This is a genomic window from Massilia sp. Masssp94, assembly GCF_059491305.1.
Window position 1 is genome coordinate 1,171,272 of the sequence record NZ_CP168501.1, and the last position, 21,563, is coordinate 1,192,834.

Annotated in this window: 19 protein-coding genes; 12 read left to right on the forward strand and 7 right to left on the reverse strand. The window is 66.8% G+C overall.

Annotated features, from left to right (window positions below):
- The first annotated feature begins 3 nt into the window (after positions 1–3).
- From ACEN9G_RS05070 to ACEN9G_RS05100, 7 genes are all read left to right on the forward strand, one after another.
- Positions 4–861: a TPM domain-containing protein gene (locus ACEN9G_RS05070; RefSeq protein ID WP_483126449.1), complete on the forward strand. Its 858-nt coding sequence runs from the start codon at positions 4–6 to the stop codon at positions 859–861.
- Positions 861–1,370 carry a TPM domain-containing protein gene (locus tag ACEN9G_RS05075; RefSeq protein WP_413344342.1) on the forward strand — a complete coding sequence of 170 codons (510 nt, stop codon included), beginning with the start codon at positions 861–863 and terminating at the stop codon, positions 1,368–1,370. Before ACEN9G_RS05070 ends, ACEN9G_RS05075 begins: the two co-directional genes overlap by 1 nt.
- 41 nt (positions 1,371–1,411) lie before the next feature.
- Positions 1,412–2,221, forward strand: coding sequence for a TPM domain-containing protein (locus ACEN9G_RS05080; RefSeq protein ID WP_413344340.1), 810 nt, complete (start codon positions 1,412–1,414; stop codon positions 2,219–2,221).
- 48 nt (positions 2,222–2,269) lie between these two features.
- Positions 2,270–3,049 (forward strand): SDR family NAD(P)-dependent oxidoreductase, encoded by a 780-nt coding sequence (locus ACEN9G_RS05085; protein ID WP_413344338.1) that lies wholly within the window; start codon positions 2,270–2,272, stop codon positions 3,047–3,049.
- 534 nt (positions 3,050–3,583) lie between these two features.
- Positions 3,584–3,907: a hypothetical protein gene (locus ACEN9G_RS05090; RefSeq protein ID WP_413344337.1), complete on the forward strand. Its 324-nt coding sequence runs from the start codon at positions 3,584–3,586 to the stop codon at positions 3,905–3,907.
- Between the two features lie 72 nt (positions 3,908–3,979).
- A complete protein-coding gene (locus ACEN9G_RS05095; RefSeq protein WP_413344336.1) occupies positions 3,980–4,381 on the forward strand; it encodes a VanZ family protein in 402 nt (133 codons plus the stop codon).
- Positions 4,382–4,522: 141 nt separating this feature from the next.
- Entirely contained in the window at positions 4,523–5,194 is a 672-nt protein-coding gene (locus ACEN9G_RS05100) for a hypothetical protein (RefSeq protein ID WP_483126450.1), read from the forward strand.
- A gap of 22 nt (positions 5,195–5,216) precedes the next feature.
- On the opposite strand, the gene ACEN9G_RS05105 is transcribed toward ACEN9G_RS05100, so the two are convergent.
- The 6 genes from ACEN9G_RS05105 to ACEN9G_RS05130 all read right to left on the reverse strand — a co-directional run bounded on the left by ACEN9G_RS05105 (position 5,217) and on the right by ACEN9G_RS05130 (position 15,009).
- Positions 5,217–7,820 carry an NAD(P)-binding protein gene (locus tag ACEN9G_RS05105; protein ID WP_413339279.1) on the reverse strand — a complete coding sequence of 868 codons (2,604 nt, stop codon included), beginning with the start codon at positions 7,818–7,820 and terminating at the stop codon, positions 5,217–5,219.
- Between the two features lie 227 nt (positions 7,821–8,047).
- Positions 8,048–9,850 (reverse strand): glycoside hydrolase family 2 protein, encoded by a 1,803-nt coding sequence (locus ACEN9G_RS05110; protein WP_413339278.1) that lies wholly within the window; start codon positions 9,848–9,850, stop codon positions 8,048–8,050.
- Entirely contained in the window at positions 9,837–10,949 is a 1,113-nt protein-coding gene (galK, locus tag ACEN9G_RS05115; protein ID WP_413339276.1) for a galactokinase, read from the reverse strand. The genes ACEN9G_RS05110 and galK overlap by 14 nt, the downstream gene beginning before the upstream one ends.
- A gap of 1 nt (position 10,950) precedes the next feature.
- Positions 10,951–12,054 (reverse strand): M24 family metallopeptidase, encoded by a 1,104-nt coding sequence (locus tag ACEN9G_RS05120; protein ID WP_413339274.1) that lies wholly within the window; start codon positions 12,052–12,054, stop codon positions 10,951–10,953.
- On the reverse strand, positions 12,051–13,145 hold the full coding sequence (gene galT / locus ACEN9G_RS05125; RefSeq protein ID WP_413339272.1) for a galactose-1-phosphate uridylyltransferase: 1,095 nt from the start codon (positions 13,143–13,145) through the stop codon (positions 12,051–12,053). Before galT ends, ACEN9G_RS05120 begins: the two co-directional genes overlap by 4 nt.
- A gap of 322 nt (positions 13,146–13,467) precedes the next feature.
- Positions 13,468–15,009 (reverse strand): dipeptidase, encoded by a 1,542-nt coding sequence (locus tag ACEN9G_RS05130; RefSeq protein ID WP_413339270.1) that lies wholly within the window; start codon positions 15,007–15,009, stop codon positions 13,468–13,470.
- Positions 15,010–15,130: 121 nt separating this feature from the next.
- On the opposite strand from ACEN9G_RS05130, the gene ACEN9G_RS05135 reads away from it, so the two are divergent.
- Positions 15,131–15,985: a pirin family protein gene (locus ACEN9G_RS05135; protein WP_413339268.1), complete on the forward strand. Its 855-nt coding sequence runs from the start codon at positions 15,131–15,133 to the stop codon at positions 15,983–15,985.
- A 64-nt stretch (positions 15,986–16,049) separates the two neighbouring features.
- On the opposite strand, the gene ACEN9G_RS05140 is transcribed toward ACEN9G_RS05135, so the two are convergent.
- Positions 16,050–16,418: a hypothetical protein gene (locus ACEN9G_RS05140; protein ID WP_413339266.1), complete on the reverse strand. Its 369-nt coding sequence runs from the start codon at positions 16,416–16,418 to the stop codon at positions 16,050–16,052.
- A gap of 332 nt (positions 16,419–16,750) precedes the next feature.
- On the opposite strand from ACEN9G_RS05140, the gene ACEN9G_RS05145 reads away from it, so the two are divergent.
- The 4 genes from ACEN9G_RS05145 (at position 16,751) to ACEN9G_RS05160 (ending at position 21,563) form a co-directional block, all read left to right on the forward strand.
- The gene (locus tag ACEN9G_RS05145; RefSeq protein WP_413339264.1) at positions 16,751–17,800 is read left to right on the forward strand and encodes an asparaginase; all 1,050 of its coding nucleotides are present in this window, start codon (positions 16,751–16,753) and stop codon (positions 17,798–17,800) included.
- Positions 17,801–18,146: 346 nt separating this feature from the next.
- Positions 18,147–18,593 carry a MarR family winged helix-turn-helix transcriptional regulator gene (locus tag ACEN9G_RS05150; RefSeq protein WP_413339263.1) on the forward strand — a complete coding sequence of 149 codons (447 nt, stop codon included), beginning with the start codon at positions 18,147–18,149 and terminating at the stop codon, positions 18,591–18,593.
- Positions 18,594–18,619: 26 nt separating this feature from the next.
- Positions 18,620–20,122 (forward strand): MDR family MFS transporter, encoded by a 1,503-nt coding sequence (locus ACEN9G_RS05155; RefSeq protein ID WP_413339281.1) that lies wholly within the window; start codon positions 18,620–18,622, stop codon positions 20,120–20,122.
- Positions 20,123–20,138: 16 nt separating this feature from the next.
- Entirely contained in the window at positions 20,139–21,563 is a 1,425-nt protein-coding gene (locus ACEN9G_RS05160; RefSeq protein WP_483126451.1) for an efflux transporter outer membrane subunit, read from the forward strand.

The following is a 21,563-nucleotide window of genomic DNA, read 5'->3' on the forward strand; positions in this document are numbered from 1 at the left end:
GCCATGAACGCCCTGCCGCGGTTGCTGTGGGCCTGGATGCTGACCTTGCTGCTGGCCTGCCAGGCGCACGCCCAGCAGTTCAAGCCCGTGCCGGCGTTGCGCGCGCGCGTCACCGACGAGATCGGCATGCTGACGCCGGACCAGCGCCAGAAACTGGAAGGCGTGCTGGCCGACTACGAGGCCAAGACGGGCAGCCAGATCGCCGTGCTGCTGATATCGTCGACGGAACCGGAGGCGATCGAGCAGTACAGCATCCGCGTGGCCGACGAATGGAAGCTTGGACGCAAGGGCGTCGACGACGGCGTGCTGCTGGTCGTCGCGAAAGACAATCCGAAGGCGCTGCGCCGCCTGCGCATCGAGGCGGGGCGCGGCGTGCAGGGCGTCCTCACGGATGCGCAATCGAAGCGTATTCTGGAAGACACGATCGCCCCGCACTTCCGCCAGCAGGACTGGTACGGCGGCCTCGTCGCGGGCGTGGGCGCCATCGCCACCCTGCTGAACGAGGAAAAATTCCCCGCACCGCAAGCGCAGCCGTCCGCGCAACAACAACAGGAGGATGACGGCCCCAACATCGTCGTCAGCATCTTTCTGATCCTCGTCGGCATCACCGTCCTGCGTTCGGTGTTCCGCCCGCGCCGCACGCGCCTCGCGCAGCCCGGCCGCTACGGCGCCGGCTGGGGCAGCGGCACGACCGGCTTCATCCTCGGCAACATCCTCGCCAACGCGGCCCACCAGCACGACAACGACCGCTGGCGCGGCGGCGGCGGCTTTTCTGGCGGCTTTTCGGATGGCGGCGGCGGCGGCTTTTCGGGCGGTGGTGGCGGCAGCTTCGACGGCGGCGGCGCCTCGGGAGACTGGTGATGGAGGAACCGAACCGCCTGCGGCGCGCCCTGCGCCATCTACTCAGCACGCGCAACGAAGCCGAGCGCGCGTTCCCGCCGGAAGCCCTCACGGCGATCGCGGAAGCCATCACGGGGGGCGAACAGACGCATCGCGGCGAAGTGCGGCTGATCGTCGAAAAAGGCATGCCGCTGTCGCTCGCGTGGGCCGGCGTGACCACCCGCCAGCGCGCCATCGCCCTGTTCGCCGACTATGGCATCTGGGATACCGAAGACAATTGCGGAGTGTTGATCTACGTAAATCTTGCCGACCGGAAGGTCGATATCATTGCCGACCGGGGCATCGACCGCAAGATCGACGCGGCCACGTGGCAAGGCGTGTGCGACACGATGACGCGCGGCTTCGCCCGCGGCGAGTTCCACGCGGCGACCCTGGCCGCGATCGCCCAGGTGAACCAGCTGCTGCGCCAGCATTTCCCGTCCGGGGGTGCGCGGCCGAATGAATTGCCGGATCGGCCCGTGATGCTTTGATGACGTCGCGGCCCGTCGACGTCGTTGAACGAGGCCATGCGATGAATACTCTGCCGCGCTTGCTGTGGGTCTGGATGCTGCTACTCCTGCTGGCCTGTCACGCGCGCGCGCAAGCGCCGTTCAAACCTGTCCCGCCGCTGCGGACGCGCGTCACCGACGAGGTCGGCATGCTGACGCCGGATCAGCGCCAGCAACTGGAAAGCGCGCTGGCCTACTACGAAACGAAGACGGGCAGCCAGATCGCCGTGCTGATCGTGGCGTCCACCGAACCGGAAGCCATCGAGCAGTACGGCATCCGTGTCGCCGACGCGTGGAAGCCCGGGCGCGTCGGCATCGATGATGGCGTGCTGTTGATCGTCGCGAAGGACAATCCGAAGGCGTTGCGCCGGCTGCGCATCGAAGCCGGGCGTGGCGTGCAAGGCGTGCTCACGGACGCGCAATCGAAGCGCATCCTGCAAGACACGATCGCGCCGTATTTCCGCCAGCACGACTGGTATGGCGGCCTCCACGCGGGCGTGGGCGCCATCGCGTTGCTGCTCGACCAGGCGTCGTTCATGGCGCCGCGGCGGCACACCAGGTCGGAGATGGACGGTTACATCGTGCTGGCCTTCTTCGCCGTGGCTGGTCTCACTGTCATCATCGTGGCGTTCATCGCGATCCGTGCCGACAGGCGTTCCCGCCGCACATCGCGACCGGTCCGCCGCGCGCCACGCGACACGACATACGTCGACAGCGCCCCTGCCTTCGCCTTCGGCAGCAACGACAGCAGCAGCTCGGACAGCAGCAGCGACTTCTCCGGCGACGGCGGCAGCTTCGACGGCGGCGGCGCCTCCGGAGACTGGAGCGATTGACGGGGCCCGCTAGAATGGCGGCTTTTCATTGCAGCAGCGAGGACATCCATGAAACTCACCCGGAAAACCGCCATCGTCACCGGCGCCGGCCAGGGCATCGGCCTGGCGTGCGCCGAACGCCTCGTGCGCGAGGGCGCGCGCGTGATGCTCGTCGACGTGCGGCCCGAAGGCGCGGCCGCGGCCGAGGCGCTGGGCGACACTGCCCGCTTCTTCCAGGCGGACGTGAGCATCAAATCCGAAGTCGACGCGATGGTCGCCGCCACGCTGGCCGCGTTCGGCCACGTCGACATCCTCGTCAACAATGCCGGCGTCACGCATGCGGCCGATTTCCTCGACCTCGACGAGGAGGATTTCGACCGCGTCCTGCGCATCAACCTGAAGTCCATGTTCCTGTGCAGCCAGGCCGTCGCGCGCGGAATGGTCAAGCGCAACGATACGCAACAGCGCGGGTGCATCATCAACATGTCGAGCGTGAACGCGGAACTGACGATTCCAAACCAGATCCCGTACGTGGTGTCCAAGGGCGGCGTCAACCAGCTCACGCGCGTGATGGCCATCAGCCTGGCCCAGCACGGCATCCGCGTCAATGCGATCGGCCCGGGCACGATCCTGACGGAACTGGCGAAGCAGGCCGTGCTGGGCAGCCCGGAGGCGCGCCACACGATCCTGTCGCGCACGCCGCTGGGCCGCTGCGGCGAACCGGAAGAAATCGCCGCCATCGCCGCGTTCCTCGCCAGCGACGATGCGTCGTACATGACGGGCCAGACGTTGTATGCGGACGGTGGCCGCATGGCGCTGAACTACACGGTGCCCGTCAAGAATGAATAGCGAGCTGAACCATTATCACCCGGGGTAATACCAGGTATCCGAATTCATCATTGGACACATATATCGCACCGCAACATAATGGCACCTGTCTCCACTATTCTCCTCCAAGAAAATAGTTTGAAGCCCGCTAACAGCGGGCTTTTTTTTTATCGGCGTCACGCGACGTGACCGGTCCCATCCGAAAACGTTCCGGCACAAAGGGGCACACCCTTGATATGTGTCATCACCCTTTCACATTGTGTCTTTATACTGAGTTCATCTGCATACACGCAACCGATATGCGTGATCGCAGAAGGTGTGTCGCTCGCGGCACACCGCACCGGATTCTGCGTCTCTTGGCCCGATCTTGGGTTGTGCCCGTCCTCCGTTGGCGGGCATTTTTTTGTTCCGTATCCTTGTTGTTGTGTTCGCCACGCACTGCACAGTTCTTTCGTTGTCGTACTTGAACCATCTCAGGTTTCCGCTATGATGAAATTCGCGCCTCGCGATTTTTCCAGTCGCGTGGGGACAAGACTATTCCAAGGAGCCGGTCCAATGACTTTACCTGTACCTGAGACGATGTCGCCACCCCAGCAGCACCCCGAACCATCGCGCCGCCGCCATGCGGAACCGGAAGACTGCCTGGTTCTCAGCGAGCTCAATCCGCGGATGGTCATCGACCACCTCGACGATGAAGGGCAACCTCTTCACGTACTGACTTTCGGCAGCGTCCGGGAGATCTGTCCCAAATGCCAGAGCGGCCACTTGAAACTGGTCCTGCGCCAGTCCTCGGTGCGCGTGGCCCACCTGTTCTGCGCCGACTGCGCCAGCTGTTTCGACGCCCACTACCCGAACGGCGCGCCAGCCCTCACGATCTGAGGCCGGCACACGTGTCATGTGCACGTGCACAACGAGCATGGTAAGGTGAGCGTTTTTCCGAGCTGCCTTGCCATGACGATGCCTTTATTCGCCTTCCTGCAGAACCCGCGCGTGCGCCTGCTGTGCCTTGCCGGAGCCGTCCTGGTGTATGTGACAATCATTACGGTCGGCAACGTTCCAGGCGCCCGCGCCGATATCGCCGCCTACGCACCGGGAGCCGTCCTGCATTCGATCGCCTATGCCGTGCTGGCTGCGCTGTGGTTCAGCGGCAGCCGCGGCACGCCGCTCGCACGCGCCTGCAAGGCCGTGCTGGCGGTCGCGGCGATGGGCGCGGGCGACGAATACGTGCAAAGTTTCTTTCCCTACCGCGGCGCCAGCGTGCGCGACTGGGCCGTCGACGTCAGCGCCGCCATCGTGGTGGGCAGCGTGATGGCCCTGCTGGCAGCGCGCGCCACCGTCGACGCCGGACGCTGAGCCGGCGCGCCACGACTTTGACGTGGCTCATGTTCAACGACAGGCAGTTTGAACGCCGATACCGAACACGCCTCTTACCAAAGTGGCACGCGGCATCGTCACTCATCTAACCTGACACTATCCCATCAGAAGGAGTTGATCATGAAGCAAAAACACCAGAGCGTCTTCCTGGCGGGCTTGCTGGCGCTGGCAGTCGGGCTGTCCGCGTGCAGTTCCTGGCGCGGCGGCGGCATGGGCAGCAGCGGCAGCAGCGGCGGCGGCGAGACAGGCAGCAGCGGCACGGCCACGGGCACGTCGACCAGCGGCGGCATGTCGGGCACCGGCGGCGGCACCGGATCGCAAGGATCGGGCAGCTGGGGTGGCGCCAGCGGGTCCTCGGGCTCGTCCGGTTCCTCCGGCAGCTCCGGCGCGGCGGGCAGCTCGAGCGGCTACGACACGTCCGGCTCGCAAGGCACCTCCGGCATGACGCAGGACCAGGGCGCCACCACCGGCAGCGGCATGACCGGCGGCAGCCAGAGCAGCTACGGCGCGTCGGGCGGCGGCACGTCCGCGTCCAGCATGAGCCCGAACGCCACCGTCGCCGCCATCGAAGTCATGCCCCGGTCAAGCAGCGCCGCCACCGAAGGCGATACCAGCGCCAGCGCCGCCATGGGCAGCAGCTCCGGCGGCACGACGGGTTCCTCGTCCGACCGCGTCTACCGCGTCACCCTGCGCATGGACGACGGCAGCACGCAGGTCGTGACCCAGCAGGCGACGCCGGATTTCCGCACCGGCGACCGGGTCAGCCTGTCCGGCGGCGCCATACAACACTAGGCAGCACCAGGCGGGCGCGCGCCTATTCCGAACTGGCTTTCTGCGCCCGCGCACGCTTGGCATGGACGATGTCGGCGCCGCGCTTGCCGGCCAGCAGGGCGTGGTCGGAATTGTAGTATTCCCACTCGCTGTAGCGGCCGACGAGCGTGATGTCGTACTGCTTCAGCCATGCCTTGCACGTCTCGACGTTGCGGGCGCGCGCGTGGTCGTACAGCACGTAGGCGTACGGCATGTCGACCTGGTTCGCGGCGAGGATCGTGTCGCCGTCCTGGATCATGCCGACCTTGCGGCAATCCTCGATGGCACGCGCGATCAACGCCTCGCCGTCGACTGGCAGGGGTTTGTACGGTGAGTACGAGATTTCGCAGGTGAAGCCGAAGCCGCCCGGCGGATTGCAGCCTGGGCTCGCATTGCCCTGCACGAAGATGCGGTGGAAGATCGTGTCTTCCGGATAGTAGATCCAGTGCTTGTCGGTGGCGACGCGGTCGATGCCGATGTTCACGCAGCGGATCGACACGTGGCGCAAGCCCTTTGCCGCCGCCCTCACCTCTTCCGGCGCCTCGTTGCCGATCGCCTTGATCAGCTCGGGCAGCGGCATCGTGGAAATCAGGTCGTCGTAGCGGAAGCGGCGCCCGTCGCGCAGGGCGACGATGTGTTCGCGCGGCAACACCTGCACGACGTCGGCATTCAGTTCGATCTTGCCCTTGATATGCGGCAGGAAGCCGTTCATCAATGCCTGGAAGCCGCCCTTCAGCGGATAGCCGAAACGGGCGTTCGGCCCCAGCGGCTTCGGCGACGGTTCCAGCGCGCCCTGGATGATCTCTTCCAGGTTCGGCAGCGGCACGCGGCCGCCCAGCCACGACGTCTCCATCTCGGACAGCGGCACCGTCCAGATCTTGCGGTTGTACGGGATCGCGAAGTGCTTCGCGATGCCCTTGCCCCATACCTTGTAGATGAACTGTTCGAAGTTCTTCACTTCGCCTTTCACCGAGCGATCGGTATTGCACACGTCCGTCGTGCCGTCGGCGCAGCAGTCGTCGACGGCTTGCGCGGCCGCGGTCCTGCTCTCCGCGCTTTCGTAGCGCGCCTCGATGGCGCCCATGACGCATTCCGTGACAACCTTCGGCGGCAGGCCGTACAGCGCGCCCTGGAACGGGTAGCGGGTGTAGACGCCCTTGCTGTAGATCCAGGCTTCGCGGTTCTGCCAGTGCACGTTATCGCCCAGCAGCACCTCGTACATCTTGAGGACGTAGGGGTCGTTCGAGAACATGATGTGGCCCGCGTGATCGAACGTGAAGCCGTTGTCCTCGATGGAGCGGCACCAGCCGCCGACGGATTCGTTGCGGTCCAGCAGCAAGGTATCGGCGCCGAGATGGTACGCGGCCGACAGCCCCGTCGGTCCGCCGCCGATGACGACCGTGCCCACGTGCGGCTCGTGCGCGCGCAGCGTGTTCACTTTCGATCCGCGCAAGGACGCGGCGGCAGGATCGTCGGCCGCATCCAGCCTGCGCGGCGTGGCGCGCCGGTCCGTGTGCGGCGGCGCCGTGTCGATCAGCTCGCGCATGCGCGCGGCCGTGTTGTCCCACGACGTGGCGGCCACGACGGCCTGCATCGCGTCGACCATGTGGCGGCGCTGTTCGGAGGTCTGCGCCAGTGCCGCTTCGCAGGCCGCGACGAATTCGTCAGGCGTGTCCGCGATGGCGACCACGTGGCCGTAGGGATTGGCGACATCGGCGATCGGCGTGCTGACGATCGGCAGTTGCGCCGCCATGTATTCGAGCACCTTGGTGGGGCTGATGAACCTGGTCGCCTCGTTGATGGCGAACGGCATCAGGCACACGTCCCAGCCCGCCAGCAGGTCGGGTAACGCGGCGTACGGCTGCTGGCCCAGGTAGTGGATGTTGGGGCGGCGTGGAAGACGCTCCGGATCGATCTTGACGACCGGTCCGGCCAGCACGATCTGCCACTCGGGGTGCGCGTCGGCGACGACGCCGGCGAGGTCCGGGTCGAAGCGCTCGTCCAGCACGCCGTAGAAGCCGAGGCGCGGGTGCGGGATGGCGTCCTGCTGAGGATGCGTGCGCGTGCGGTCCAGCGCCTGCTGGAAGTGCACGACGTCGACGCTGCTGGAAAAGCAGTGGACGTTCGGGTGGCGGTGGCGCTTGGCCTCGTACAGGCTGGGGCCGCCGGCGAACACGAGGTCGGCGATGGAGAGCAGCGCGCTTTCACGCTGCAGCAATTGCTTCGGAGGATTGCGGAACGAGGCCAGTTCATCCATGCAGTCGTACACGACGAGCGCGGGCCGCAACGATTGCAGCAGCGGCAGGGCCATCGGCGTGTAGAACCACGCGACGACCTCGTCTCCTGGCGGTGCCAACTGCGCGACCATGGGCTGGAGCAGCCGCAGCTGTTCGTCGTGGAAACCGTTGGCGTGGATCGGGGTGTGCGCGCGGCACACGGTCACGTTCGGAGCGGGGCTGGATCGTTCCATGAACGGGGCGCCGTCATCGTACACCGGTTCCTCGACGAACAGGACCGGGTAATGCTGTGCCAGGCGCGACAGCAAATGCTGCGGCCGCTGGAACACGAAATCCCAGCGCAGGTGGCTGAAAACGACGATCGTGGACATGATGGCTCCTTCTCGCCCGCGCGGGGCGTTCAATTGATCGGTGGCGTGGGCCGACCGACCGCGCCGCGGCGCGGCGTCGAACGCTCTGCGCGCGGTACGGACGAGCGAGCCCGTCCACAGCGCGGCCAAGGGTGAGCTGATCAACCGTGGCCGCGCTGCGATGGGGCGGGCGCCCAAAGGGTGCCGTGCTCGCGTCGGGGTTCGGAGCGCGCCGGGCGGCGCCTGCGTCAGCCCGGCTTGTCTCCCTCCTCTTCCACGTCCTTGGGTTCGAGGGCGACGTTGCGCGTTGCCGCGCTGATCAACTCGAACGGCAGCTTGGGTGTACGGTCCGCGTTGAGCAGGCCGTTCGCTTCCTGGAACGTGTCGGCGAACTGGGTATAGCAGAAGCCGCTGAACATGAAGGTCTCGTTGACCACCTTCAGCAGATCTCGGTACAGCGCGTGATAACTCTCGGCCGTATGGGCACGGGTATAGCCCCACGTGCCGTCCTCGGGCGTCGCGTTCGGATCGAATGCGATGCCGCCGAATTCGGTAAGCACGATGGGCTGGCCGCGGTGCGGGAAGCCGTCCAGGGTGAGGATGCGGCCGCCGGGGCGGCGCTGGTCGAACAGCGTGCGCACGGGGTCGGAAACCTCGTAGCGCGTCTTCACCTTGTCCGGATTGCAGTCGTAGTCATGGATGCCCAGGATGTCGGTGGCCGAGGCTTCCCAGCCGTCGTTGCCGATCACCGGGCGGGTCGCGTCGAGGGTGCGCGTCAGGTGGTACAGCGCCTCGACCGCGTTGCGGTGCGCCTGGGTCAGCGTCAGGTTCGGCACGCCCCAGGATTCGTTGAACGGCACCCACACGATGATGCACGGGTGGCTGTAGTCGCGCTCGATCGCTTCCGTCCATTCCTTGACGATGCGCGTGATCGCGCGCGGCGAGAACCGGTAGGCCGATGGCATCTCTTCCCACACGAGCAGGCCCAGCCTGTCGGCCCAGTACAGGTAGCGCGGGTCTTCGATCTTCTGGTGCTTGCGCACGCCGTTGAAGCCCATCAGCTTGGCCAGTTCGACGTCGCGTTTCAAATGCTCGTCGGACGGCGCCGTCAGGAACGATTCGGTCCAGTAGCCCTGGTCCAGCACGAGGCGCAAGGGATACGGGCGGCCGTTCAGCAGCAGGCGGTCGCGGTTGATGTGGAACGCGCGCAGCGCCGTGTACGACCTGACCGTGTCGACGACCTTGTCGCCGCAGCGCAGGATCACCTCCGCGTCCAGCAAGGTGGGCCGCTCCGGGCTCCACAGCAGCTCGTTGCGGGAATCGTCGATGCCGGGGTCGGACAGCGCGATCTTGCGGTTCGCCTCGCCCTGCAGCAGCTTGTAATTGTCGTCCGCGAGCAGCTGTTCGCCGTGCCAGATCTTGACCTCGACGAACATGTCTTCCTGGATGTCGCCGCCGGCAAACACTTCGCAGCCGATCTCGAACGTCTCGAAGATCGGCGTCCAGCGCAGCGAACGGATGAAGGTGCGCGCCACCTTCTCGATCCACACGGTCTGCCAGATGCCGGTCGTGCGCGGATACCAGATCGAGTGCGGTTCCAGCAGCCAGTCCTGCTTGCCGCGGGGCTTGGCGAGGTCGGCCGGATCGTCCTCGACGAACACGGTCACGGTCTGCCTGCCGTTGCCGTTCAGCGCGGACGTGATGTCGGCACTGAACGGCGTGTGGCCGCCTTCGTGCTCGGCCACGAGCTGGCCGTTGACCCACACGCGGGAAAAATAATCGACGGCGCCGAAGTGCAGGATCACGCGCTCCTCGGACGGCATCAGCTCGAAGTCGCGCTCGTACCAGCAAAAGCGGTGGAAGCCGGTGTCCTGGATGCCGGACATCTCCGTCTCGGGTGCGAACGGCACGTTGATCTCGTGGGTCCAGCCGGTCACGCCGGCCGGCATCTTGTTGACCAGCTCATCGTCGAAACGGAAGCGCCATTTACCGTTCAGATTGATCCAATTGTCGCGGACCAGCTGCGGGCGGGGATACTCAAACTGGCTCATTGTTTTCCTTTCCTTGAGTCGGGACCGGGATCAGGATACGACCCTGACGTCCTGCTTTGTTGTAGGTGGAGAGTGCAGTTTCCGCTGCCTGTCGTGCCGAATTTTCTTTACCTTCGGCGCGGCATAGTGCGACGCAGGCACCGCCGAATCCCGCGCCGGTCAAGCGTGCTCCGAGCACACCCGGGGCGGCACGCAACGCGGCCACCAGCTGGTCGAGCTCGGGAATCGAAACCTCGTAGTCGTCGCGCAGGCTCTCGTGCGACGCGTTCATCAGTTCGCCGAAGCGTTCGGCCGGCACGCCCTTCGCCGCTTCCAGCACGCGCAGGTCTTCCAGCACGACGTGGCGCGCGCGCCGGCGCAGCGGCTCGGGCAGCGACTCCACGGCCGCCGGGTCGGTCACGTCGCGCAGCGCCTTCACGCCCAGCTTGCGCGACGCCTCTTCGCATTCGGCGCGGCGTTCGTTGTACTTGCTGGCCGCGAGCGTGCGCGGCACGCCGGAGTCGACGACGATCAGCTCCGCGCCTTCCGGCAGGGGCACGAGATGGTGTTCCAGCGTGCGCGCATCGATGAACAGCATGCTGCGTTCGTCGCACAGGCTCGACGCCATCTGGTCCATGATGCCGCAGTTGACGCGCGCGAACTCGATCTCGGCGCGCTGCGCGATCTGCGCCAGTTTCACGTCGTCGAGGGAGAACCCGAGCAGGTTGCGCATGGCGCGCAGCATCGCCACTTCGAGCGCCGCGGACGACGACAGGCCCGAGCCGACGGGCAGGTTCGTGGTGACGAACACGCGCAGCGGCGGCACGGTGACGCCCGTCGCTTCCACGAGGCGGATGCAGCCTTCGATATAGCTGCCGAAGCCCTGCGGCGCGCTGCCCCCTTTTGCCGCGAACGTGACGTTGCCGTCCAGGGTGCCGGAGTACAGGTGGTGCTGGTCGTCGTGGCTGCGCGCGAGGGCGATGAGGGTAGCCTGCGGGGTCGCCACGGGCAGCATGTAGCCGTCGTTGTAGTCCGTGTGCTCGCCCAGCAGGTTGACGCGGCCGGGGGCCGATGCGAACGCTTCCGGAGCGCCGCCGAAGAAGGTCTCGGGATTGTTCATGTCATGTCACCTCCAGCCAGACAGGGCGCGCACGGCCCTGGATTGTCGTCGCCGGCCAGTCCGGATCCAGCGTCACGTTGTCCAGCCCATTCGGGCCGAGCAGGAACGTGTCTTCCATCTTCATACCGGCGAAGCTCGGGTTGAACGCGAACGCCATGCCCGTCTCGATCCCGGTCGCGGTGCTCGGACTCGCGACGATCTCGCGCGCCTGGTAACCCGTGATGCCGCCCTGGTGGTGCTCGCGGATCGCGTCCGGCCGGTTCACATGGCGGTACGCGGCTTCCAGCGCGTGGTAGACGGCCGCCAGCGACTGGCCCGGACGCACGGCATCGAGCCCCGTCGCTTCGACCTGCAGCAGGTCGGCCTGCGCATTGCGCTCGTCGTCGGAGAGCGGACTGAAAGCGACGCCACGCGACAGGCTCGCCACGAGGCCGTGACGGCGCGCGCAGAACACGAGCATCGCGCGTGCGCCCAGCGGCTCGTTGGCCGGCACGGGATGGCGGAACAACGGCAACCGCCGTGCGCCCGCGGCCAGCACGAGCGCGGGCTGGATCCCGCGCCGCCACAAGGCGTGTGCGCCTGCCGCCGCAAGTTCGAGTTCGGTCCATCCGGGCCGCGCGGCACGGAGTGTCTCCGCCATCGCGATGGCCGCGTCGCGGCCCAGCGCGCGGTAGCGTTCCTGTTCGGCCGGCAGCAGCACCATGCGGCGCAGGCGCAGGCTCGCGGGCAGCGGCTGTTCGGCATGACTGTTGCCGTGGCGAGGATGGTCGGACAGCACGACGCCGCCATTCGCCACGCCCAGCACATAGGTGTCGCGCAGCTCCGTCTCGGCCCACGGCGCGATGTGGAATGTGAAGCCCGGCGGAACCTGTTCCACGCGGAGGCGCTCGGCTTCGATGGCGTCCGTCAGGATCACGGCGTCGTCGCGCGTGACGAGCACCTCGGCCACGCCGCAATCGGCGGCCAGCAGCACGGACGAATCTCCGCCCGCCGTCGCCCACGCGAACCAGTCGGTGCCGCGCAGCCGGATCGCCTGCGCGCCTGCCTCCGCCAATGCCGCGCGCAGCAACGCGAGCTTGTCCGCGACCTCGGCGGCGCGGCTCATGCTTCACCCTCCAGCCGCACCTCGACCTGCTGCAATTCGTACGCCGTGGTCTCGGGCAGCACGTCCATCGCGAACATGCCGGCGCCGATCTCCGTGCCGGCCAGGTATTTCAGCCGGTCGCGCGTGCGGTACGGCGGATAGAACTGGCAGTGCAGCTGCGTCTCGGGGTGATCCGCGCCATCCGTCGGCGCCTGGTACCACGTCATCAGGTACGGGAACGGGCGCTCCCACAGCGTGTCGAACTTGAGCAGCACCGTCTTCAGCGCGCGCGCCAGGCTCGTACGCTGCGCGGGGCTCAAGGCCGCGAAATCCTTGCATGGCGCGGTCGGCATCACCCACACCTCGTACGGATAGCGCGCGCAGGCCGGCACGAAGGCGATCGCCTCGTCGTCGCGGTACACGACGCGCTTCTCGTCGGCCGCCTCGTCGCGCGCCATGTCGCACAACAGGCTCGTGCCGTGCTGCAGGTAGTACTCGCGTTCCTGTGCGAGCTGGCGCGCGGGCACGGGCGGGATGAACGGGTACGCGTAGATCTGGCCGTGCGGGTGGTGCAACGTGACGCCCACTTCCACGCCGCGGTTCTCGAACGGCAGCACGTACTGGATGTGGTGCCGGCCACCGATCCTGCGCGTGCGGTCGCCCCACACTTCCAGCAGCAGTTCGATGCGCGCCAGCGGCAGCCGGCCCAGGGCCGCCTGTGGGTCCTGCGTGAACACGACGACTTCGCACTTGCCGTTGGCGGGCGCGGTCGGCACGGTGAGCGTCGGCGGCTCGTGCGCGTCCAGCGCGAGCGACGGAAAGCGGTTGTCGAACACGGCGATCTCGTAGTCGCCCGCCGGCATCTCGGTCGGGTGTTCGGGATCGCGCGTGGGGGCCAGCGGGTTGTACTGCGGGGGCGGCTGATACGTGCGGTTCTGGCGGAACGCTGCATACGCGACCCATTCGCCGCGCAGCGGATGCCAGCGCAGGTGCGGGTTGGCGTGTTGCGATTCGGCGAAGGGACTGGTCGCGACGATGCCGTCCGGGATGGGCCGGCTGCTGTACAACGTCAGGTGTCTTCCGTCAGGTTTGATCAGTTCTTGGCTGTGCATGGCATCGACAGGTCAGGCATTGCTACGTCAGGTCTGATCCTATCATGGCGTTTTCGCCACATTTTCTCGGGGCCACCTCTAGCTTTTCCGACAATCAACGGGGCACAGGGAGGCCGGTCGGGCGGCCGTGGCCCGGCCTGCTGTCTCTCCTAGGGAAACGGGTATTTATCCCCTATGAAGACCATGCTCATGTAGGCCTAAACCTACAAAACTTTTGGAAGGATTTACACATTTTGGCGAGAAGCCGACCTACATGACTGCCGGGCGTCCAAAATCGTGAAGCGCCCCCGGAAACGGACCCGGCGGCGCTGCATTGCGACATTTATTTCGCGAGCTCGGCGAGCACGGCCGTGTACATCTGCAGGTTCAGCAGGAGCTGCTTCGTGGTGATGAACTCATGCTCCGAATGGCCCGTGTAGACCGTGCCCGGCATTGCCGGGCCGAAGCTGACTGCGTGCGGGAACAGGCGCGAATTCGTGCCGCCGCCGATCGCGACCGGCTTCGGATCCTTGCTGCCCGTGAAGTACGCGAACGTCTTCATCAGCACCGGCAGTTGCGGCGCATCCTTCTGCACCCATGGTTCGCCGATCTGCATGCTCACCTTCGCCAGCTGCACGTGCGTGCCCTGCCACTGCGCGAGCGCGGCGTTGATCTCGTTGGTCAGCTGTTCGGTCGTCTTGCCTTGCGGCCTTCTGATGTTGATCGCGACTTCAAGGCCACCAAACGGCGCGCCGCCATCCTGCTGGCGGATCACGGTCGGCGCGAACGTCATCGGGCCCATGAATGCGTCGCGGTAGGCGATGCTGCCGAACTTCTCGCCGTAGTAGCCGGTGCCCACCATCTCGTTGAGGAAATTCACCAGCGCGCCTGCCGTCGTGTCCGGCCATGCCTGCACGGCGAGCGCGTCGGCCAGCATGCTGATCGCGTTGACGCCGTCTTCCGGTTTCGACGAGTGCGCCGACAGGCCCTTCGCGACGACGAGCAGGTCGCCGTCCTTGCGCTCGAACCGGTAGTGCATGCCCGTCTGCTTGCCGGCGCGCGCGCGGATCTGCGCTTCCAGTGCCGGCGTCGCGTTGGCGATCGTGGCCTGCGCATCTTCCGGAATCTGGCTGCCGAAGAAGCCGCCCTTGAAGGCCTTGACGAACGGGCTGCCCGCCGGCGGCGCGGCCGTGGTGGCCGGCATCGTCACGGCCAGCGTGCCATAGCCCTTCTCCGCCGACACGGCCGGATACTCCGCATCGAGCGTGATGTTCATCTGCGGCAGCGGGTGCGTCTTGATGAATTCTTCCAGCGGCCCCCAGTCCGATTCCTCGGCCATGTACACGTACAGTTCGATACGCCTGGACAGCGGCACCTGCAGGTCCTTCAGCGACTTCATCGCGTACAGCGCGGTGGCGATCGGGCCCTTGTCGTCCTCGGCGCCGCGCGCCAGCAGGCGGCCCGGCTCGCTCGTGCGGTCCAGCTCGAACGGCGACTTCTTCCACTTGCTCGCGTCGACGGGCTGCACGTCGCCATGCGCGACGAGGCCCACGCGCTCAGCGCCCTTGCCCAGGCCGACGATGGCCACGCAGCCGTAGTCCGCATAGTCCAGGCCCAGGCGCGTCGCTTCCTGTTTCAGGGCGTCCTTGAACGCCTGGTGGCGCGGGTTGCGGTCGCACGGGATGTCCTTGTCCGCGACCGTGTTGTAGCTGACCAGTTTGGCCAACGTGTCGACGACGTCGTCGCGGTATGCCGTGACGGCATGTTTGGCCGCCTTGATCGCCGTGTCGCCGGGCACGGCCTGGGCGGGTGCGCCCGTCGCGCTTGCTGCCCAGGCGAGGCTGATGGCCACGGCCAGGTTGCGTGCGCTGGTCTTCGTATGCATTGTCTCCATCTCCAGAAGTGAAAGGGGGAAACGAGCATAGCAGGGATGCGTAAAGATTGCTGGCGACTCCTCCGCGCGCAATCGGTTATCGTAGGCGCTGCACATTCAAACGAAAACGAACATGACCCACAAGATCATCCGGCGCGTGCACCCCGCGCTGCGCGACGACATCGGCGACCTCATCACCCAGCGCCCCGTGCCGGGTCCGCATCTCGACCAGGTCGATCCCTTCCTGTTCCTCAACCATCACGGCCCGCAGGTCTATCCGCCGCATAACCGCGGCCTGCCGTTCGGCCCGCATCCGCACCGCGGCTTCGAGACGGTGACGTTCATCCTCGACGGCCTGCTCGCGCACCGCGACAGCGCGGGCCATGAAAGCGTGATCGGTCCCGGCGGCGTGCAATGGATGACGGCCGGCCGCGGCATCGTGCATGCGGAAGTGTCGCCGCGCGAGTTCATGGAACGCGGCGGGCCGCTCGAGATCCTGCAATTGTGGGTCAACCTGCCGCCCGCGCTGAAGATGACGGCGCCCCGCTACATCGGGCTGCAGCGCGACGAGATTCCCGTCGTGGACAAGGGCGATGGCGTGCGCGTGCACCTCGTGTCGGGCACGTATGGCGGCGTGACGGGGCCGATCACATCGCTGACGGATGTGTCGCTGTGCACGGTGGAGATGAAGGCGGGTGCGCGCCTGCACGTGGATGGACTACTCGACCGCAACGTGTTCCTGTACGTCCTGCGCGGCGTGATCCAGGGGGTGCCGGAAACGGTCAGCGCAATGCACCTTGCGGAGTTCGATGCGGAGGGCGATGAACTGGACATCCTGGCCGACCACGACAGCGTGCTGCTGCTCGGTCACGCCTTTCCGATCCGCGAACCCGTCGTGGCGCACGGGCCGTTCGTGATGAACACGCGCGAAGAAATCCAGCAGGCGATCATCGATTACCAGGCCGGGCGCTTCGGCGCGCCGATCTGACCCGCGGTTGACATGCGCCGGCCCGGTCCGCATCGGCCAGGCCGGCCGTGTTCGGCGCCGCGCATCAGCGCGCGGCCTGGTTGACGACGACCTCGTCGGCGAACGGCACCTGGTTGAAGGCGATCTCGGCACCCGTGTCGCGCGTGACGAATTTCTTCGGAGCGACCGGCACCATTTCCTCGCGCTTGCCGTCCAGGTCGACGAACAGCTTGTTCATCCGGTTGGTGACCGTGATCGTGCGGCCGTCGGTGAGGCGGAACGAACCGCGCATGTGTTCGGCTTCATCCTGGGTCAGGCGGTAGGCGGTGTGCGTCGACGACGACATCGTGACGGCGCTGGCGGTGGCCGAGGACGGCGCGATGGACGGGTCGGCGAAGGCGCCCAGGGACAGGGTGGCGGCGGCGGTGAAGACCAGGGCTTGTACGATACGCATGATTGCTCCGAGATTAATTTTCGATATGTATTACGGACCATGAGCACGATTTCAAAAGAATCGTCGGATGCTCTAACGGTCCACCGTTTTTCGTATCGCCGCGTCGTTAATGTGCGGCGAGTGATGACAGTGTAGGAAAGGCGGATTGAGGCGTCATCGGGGAGACGCCAAAGCGTCGAAATGGAGGGATGAACTGTCGAAAAACCGGACCGAAATGCTGCGGATGCATATAGTTTTTGGCATCGTTCCGGGCCGCGTTTGCGCTCCCCGGGCGGCCGGAATCCGTTACAGTGTCGGCTTCGAACAGCCCATCCAGACGAAGGAGCGAACCGATGCATCCAGTGCCTTTGGTCGCCACCACGCGTGGCTATCCGCCCGACGGCGAGCTCGCCGGCGGCTACGCGGTCGAGAACATCCATTACGGTTCGATCGCCGTCGTCGACGTCGCCGGCCGCCTGCTGTGGTCGGCGGGCGATCCCGACTTCATGACCTTCACCCGTTCCGCGCTGAAGCCGTTCCAGGCCCTGCCCTTCGTGCTCGACGACGGCCCCGCGCGCTTCGGTCTCACGCGTGCCGAGCTGGCCCTGCTGTGCGCCAGCCACTCGGGCGAAGAAAAGCACCTGGTGGGCGTGACGTCCATCCTCGACAAGATCGGCCTGGACGAAAGCCACCTCGCCTGCGGCTGCGCGGCGCCGCTCTACTACGACGCCGTCGGCCTGCCCGTGCCGGCCGAACGCCGCTGGCGCACGGTCCACCACAATTGCTCGGGCAAGCACAGCGGCTTCCTCGCCTGGTGCCGCCTGCACGGCGCGCCGACGGAAGGCTATGTCGATCCCGCGCACCCGCTGCAGCGCGCGATCCGCAGTACGCTGGCCGACTGCGTGCAGATGACGGAAGACACGCTCCCGACGGGCATCGACGGCTGCTCGGCGCCGAACTACGCGATGCCGCTGGCACGCCTCGCGCACCTGTACGCGCGCCTCGCGCAAGGCAGCGCGGACGCGCGCCTCGGCGCCGCGCTGGGTGACCTGTTCGACGCGATGACGGCGCATCCCGACATGGTGTCGGGCGACGCGCGCACCGACCTCGCGTGGATGCAGGCCGGCGGGGGCGACTGGGTCGCGAAGATCGGCGCGGACGCGGTGCAGGCCATCGGCATCCGCTCGGCCGGCATCGGCATCGCGATCAAGGTGGCCGATGGCGCCGTACGAGCGCTGCATCCGGCCACGTTCGCCGTGCTCGATCAACTGGGCCTGCTGGACGACACGCGCCGCAGGCATCTCGAGCAGTACCGCGCACCGCCCATCAGGAACGCGCGCGGCGTCGTGGCCGGCGACGTGCACGCCGTGTTCACCTTGGACAAGGCCGAATCGCCCATCTGACCGCCCTGCAAAAATTCGGGGTCAGAAAAATTCGGGGTCAGAGCACATTTTTCTGGAAATTCGGGGTCAGAGCACTTTTTCAAGAAATGGCTCGTCGGCCATGTACCCAACTGCCGGGGCACAAGGTGCTGCCGCCAGCATGGCGATTTACCGGTAAAGACGACTTTAATGCTTCGAGAGCAATTGATCTCCAAAGTGCTCTGACCCCGAATTTTCGACAGACCGGGGTCTGACCCCGATTCTGTGCAATTTCCGGAAGCGGGGGAGCTGACCCCGGCGTTGTCACTTGCGCAGTTCGGTTGCGCAGCATAAAATCGATAGGTTCCTATCTATTTTATGGCTAATGATGAGCAAACTACCTGAGTCGATCGAGGAACGCTTCTCGGCGGCCCTGCACACGAGCGCGCGCCTGTGGCGGCTCGCGCTGGACAAGCGCCTCAAGCACCTGGGCATCGGCCAGTCCGGCTGGATGACGATCGCGATGATCGCCAAGTCGGGCGCGCCGATGTCGCAGCGGGCGCTGGCCGACCTGGTCGGCGTCGAGGGGCCGTCGATGGTGTCCATGCTCGACCGCCTGGAGCGCGACGGTTTCGTCACGCGCGCGCCCTCGCCCACCGACCGTCGCGTCAAACTCGTGCAGCTGACCGACACCGGCAAGACCGTCTACGCCGAAGTGCTCGCGGAAGCGCAGCCGTTCCGCGCCGACCTGCTGGCCGGCCTCGACCGCGACGCACTGGCCGCCGCGACCGTCCTGCTGGAAACCCTCAGGAAGCGCCTCGAGGACGGCCTGTGACGACAGCGGCGCCCATCAACCGCACCATGATCACGATCTCGATCATGCTGGCGACGATCATCCAGGCACTGGACGGCACCATCGCCAACGTGGCGCTGCCGCACATGCAGGGATCGCTGTCGGCGTCGCAGGACCAGATCACGTGGGTACTGACGTCGTTCATCGTGGCCGCCGCCATCGCGACGCCGCTGAACGGCTGGCTCGTCGACCGTTTCGGCCTGAAGAAGGTGTTCCTCGTCTCCGTCGCCGGCTTCACGCTTGCCTCGGTGCTGTGCGGGATCTCGGCGACGCTGACGGAAATCGTCGTCGCGCGCATGCTGCAGGGCGTGTTCGGCGCGGCGCTCGTGCCGTTGTCGCAGTCGGTCCTCCTCGACATCAACCCGCGCGAAAAACACGGCTCCGCGATGGCCGTGTGGGGCATGGGCGTGATGATCGGGCCGATCCTCGGGCCGACGCTGGGCGGCTGGCTGACGGACAGCTACAGCTGGCGCTGGGTCTTCTTCATCAACGTGCCGATCGGCGCGCTGGCCTTCTGGGGCATCTGGCGCTACATCCACGCGGCCGATCCGGCCCGGCGCGTCCGCTTCGACACGTTCGGCTTCGTCACCTTGTCCATCGCCATCGGCGCGCTGCAGATGCTGCTGGACCGCGGCGAGCAGAACGACTGGTTCGCGTCGACGGAGACGTGGGTCGAACTGATTTTGACGACGCTCGCGTTTTCCTATTTCATCGGCCACACGCTGACGCGCCCCGCCGGCCAGTCGTTCGTCGATTTCCGCCTGCTGAAGAACGCGAACTACGTCACGGGCCTGCTGCTGATCTTCATCGTCGGCATGGTGCTGTTCGCGACGCGCGCGCTGATGCCGACGATGCTGCAAGGCCTGATGGGCTATCCGGCCAAGCTCGCGGGCCTCGTCACGGCGCCGTCCGGCCTCGGCACGATGGCCGCGATGATGATCGTCGGGCGCCTCACGGGCAAGGTCGATTTCCGGCTGCTGCTGGGCGTCGGCTTCGCGATCACCGCGTTCTCGCTGTGGCAGATGACGCATTACACGCTCGTGCTGTCCCAGTCCGACATCGTGTGGCCCGGCGTGATCCAGGGCGTCGGGCTGGGCCTCGTGTTCGTGCCGCTGTCGGCCGCCACGTTCGCGACCCTGTCGCCCCAGATGCGCGCGGAAGGCACGGCGCTGTACAGCCTCGTACGCAACATCGGCTCGTCGATCGGCATCGCGCTCGTGCAGGCCCTCCTCGTGCGCAACACGCAGATCGCGCACGCGTCGCTGGCCACGCAGGTCACCGCGGCGAATCCCGCCGTGCACGATCCGACGAGCCTTTACGACATGGCCACGCAGGCCGGCCCTGCCCTCATCAACAACGAGATCACGCGCCAGGCGTCGATGATTGCCTACGTCGACGACTACTGGCTGATGATGCTGCTGACCATGGCCGTGATCCCGATGCTGCTGCTGATCCGCCCACCGAAGGCCGCCGCCGCGCCGGCGCAGGTGGATCATGCAGCACTCGAATAACCAACAAGACTACACCGTGCGACACTTCAAACTTTCATCCATCGCGGCCGCGGCACTGACGCTGCTGTCCGGCTGCATCAGCGTCCCGCCGGACGCGAACAAGGCACCGGGCCCGGACTTCGCCAAGGCCCAGCATGCGCCGGCGATCCAGTTGCCGGCCGCCGCCTGGCCCGCCGAGCAATGGTGGCTCGACTACCACGACCCGCAACTGAACGCCCTGGTGGCCCGCGCCCTGCGCGACAACCCGACGCTCGCCGTCGCCGCCGCGCGCGTCGCCAGCGCCCGCGCCGCGTTCGGCGCGGAAGTGGCCAATGAAGGCGCCAAGGTCGACCTGGCCTCGGGCCTGAACCGCCAGCGCTATTCGTCGAACGGCTTCTTCCCGCCGCCGATCGGCGGGGCGTGGTTCAACGACGCCAGCGTGTCCCTGCGCGCCAGCTACGACGTCGACTGGTGGGGCAAGCACCGCGCCCTCATCGCCGCCGCGCTGGGCGAGACGAATGCGGCCGCCGCAGAAAGCGCGCAGGCCCGCCAGGTGCTGGCGGCGTCGGTCGTGCAAAGCTATCTGCGCCTGCAGATGCTGTGGGCGCGCCAGGACAACACGAACGCCCTGATCGCCGTGCAGCGCGACGTCATCGCCGGGCGTAAATCGCGCATGGCGCATGGCTTGATCAGCGCCGATGCGCTGCAAAGCGCGGAGCAGGACCTCGCCAGCCTGCAGGAACAGGCCGCGCGCTACGACACGGACGCCGCGCGCGAACGCGAAGGCCTGCGCGCGCTGATCGGCGGTGACGCCGCCGCATTGACCGACCTCGCCCGCTTCCAGCCCGCGCCCGCGACCGACGCCGTGCCGCGCGAACTGGGCATGGAGCTGCTCGCGCGCCGGCCCGACCTGCAGGCCGCGCGCTGGCGCATCGAGGCGCAGCTGGGCCGCGTGGCCGCGAGCGAAGCCGCGTTCCGGCCCGACATCAATCTCGCCGCGGCCATCGGCCTCGATGCGACGTCGCTCGGCAAGCTGCTGCGCTACCCGAGCCGCACCCCACTGATCGGCGCGACGCTGGACCTGCCCCTGTTCGACAGTGGCCGCCTGCACGCCCAGCTGGGCCAGGCGCGCAGCAGCCGCGACGAATTGCTGGCCGAGTACAACGAGGCCGTGCTGAACGCGGTGCGCGACGTCGCGCGCGAAGCGGCCACCCTGCAAGGCATCGCGCAGGAGGCGGCAGCACACGCCGCGACCATTGACGCGAGCCGCAAGCTGGCCGCGAACGCCGAGGCGCGCATGCAGCGCGGCCTCGCCGACCGCGCCGCGGTCCTGCAGGCGCGGCTGGCCGTGCTGCGCCAGCGCGACGTCGACCTGCAGTTGACGGATGCCCGCCTGCAGACGCAGGTCGCCCTCGTGAAGGCGCTCGGCGGCGGTTATCACACCCAATCGAATACCAAATAA

Coding starts and splice junctions, on each gene's coding strand:
- ACEN9G_RS05070 (WP_483126449.1), top strand. CDS start 4: ATGAACGCCCTGCCGCGGTTGCTGTGGGCCTGGATGCTGACCTTGCTG.
- ACEN9G_RS05075 (WP_413344342.1), top strand. CDS start 861: ATGGAGGAACCGAACCGCCTGCGGCGCGCCCTGCGCCATCTACTCAGC.
- ACEN9G_RS05080 (WP_413344340.1), top strand. CDS start 1,412: ATGAATACTCTGCCGCGCTTGCTGTGGGTCTGGATGCTGCTACTCCTG.
- ACEN9G_RS05085 (WP_413344338.1), top strand. CDS start 2,270: ATGAAACTCACCCGGAAAACCGCCATCGTCACCGGCGCCGGCCAGGGC.
- ACEN9G_RS05090 (WP_413344337.1), top strand. CDS start 3,584: ATGACTTTACCTGTACCTGAGACGATGTCGCCACCCCAGCAGCACCCC.
- ACEN9G_RS05095 (WP_413344336.1), top strand. CDS start 3,980: ATGACGATGCCTTTATTCGCCTTCCTGCAGAACCCGCGCGTGCGCCTG.
- ACEN9G_RS05100 (WP_483126450.1), top strand. CDS start 4,523: ATGAAGCAAAAACACCAGAGCGTCTTCCTGGCGGGCTTGCTGGCGCTG.
- ACEN9G_RS05105 (WP_413339279.1), bottom strand. CDS start 7,820: ATGTCCACGATCGTCGTTTTCAGCCACCTGCGCTGGGATTTCGTGTTC.
- ACEN9G_RS05110 (WP_413339278.1), bottom strand. CDS start 9,850: ATGAGCCAGTTTGAGTATCCCCGCCCGCAGCTGGTCCGCGACAATTGG.
- galK (WP_413339276.1), bottom strand. CDS start 10,949: ATGAACAATCCCGAGACCTTCTTCGGCGGCGCTCCGGAAGCGTTCGCA.
- ACEN9G_RS05120 (WP_413339274.1), bottom strand. CDS start 12,054: ATGAGCCGCGCCGCCGAGGTCGCGGACAAGCTCGCGTTGCTGCGCGCG.
- galT (WP_413339272.1), bottom strand. CDS start 13,145: ATGCACAGCCAAGAACTGATCAAACCTGACGGAAGACACCTGACGTTG.
- ACEN9G_RS05130 (WP_413339270.1), bottom strand. CDS start 15,009: ATGCATACGAAGACCAGCGCACGCAACCTGGCCGTGGCCATCAGCCTC.
- ACEN9G_RS05135 (WP_413339268.1), top strand. CDS start 15,131: ATGACCCACAAGATCATCCGGCGCGTGCACCCCGCGCTGCGCGACGAC.
- ACEN9G_RS05140 (WP_413339266.1), bottom strand. CDS start 16,418: ATGCGTATCGTACAAGCCCTGGTCTTCACCGCCGCCGCCACCCTGTCC.
- ACEN9G_RS05145 (WP_413339264.1), top strand. CDS start 16,751: ATGCATCCAGTGCCTTTGGTCGCCACCACGCGTGGCTATCCGCCCGAC.
- ACEN9G_RS05150 (WP_413339263.1), top strand. CDS start 18,147: ATGAGCAAACTACCTGAGTCGATCGAGGAACGCTTCTCGGCGGCCCTG.
- ACEN9G_RS05155 (WP_413339281.1), top strand. CDS start 18,620: ATGATCACGATCTCGATCATGCTGGCGACGATCATCCAGGCACTGGAC.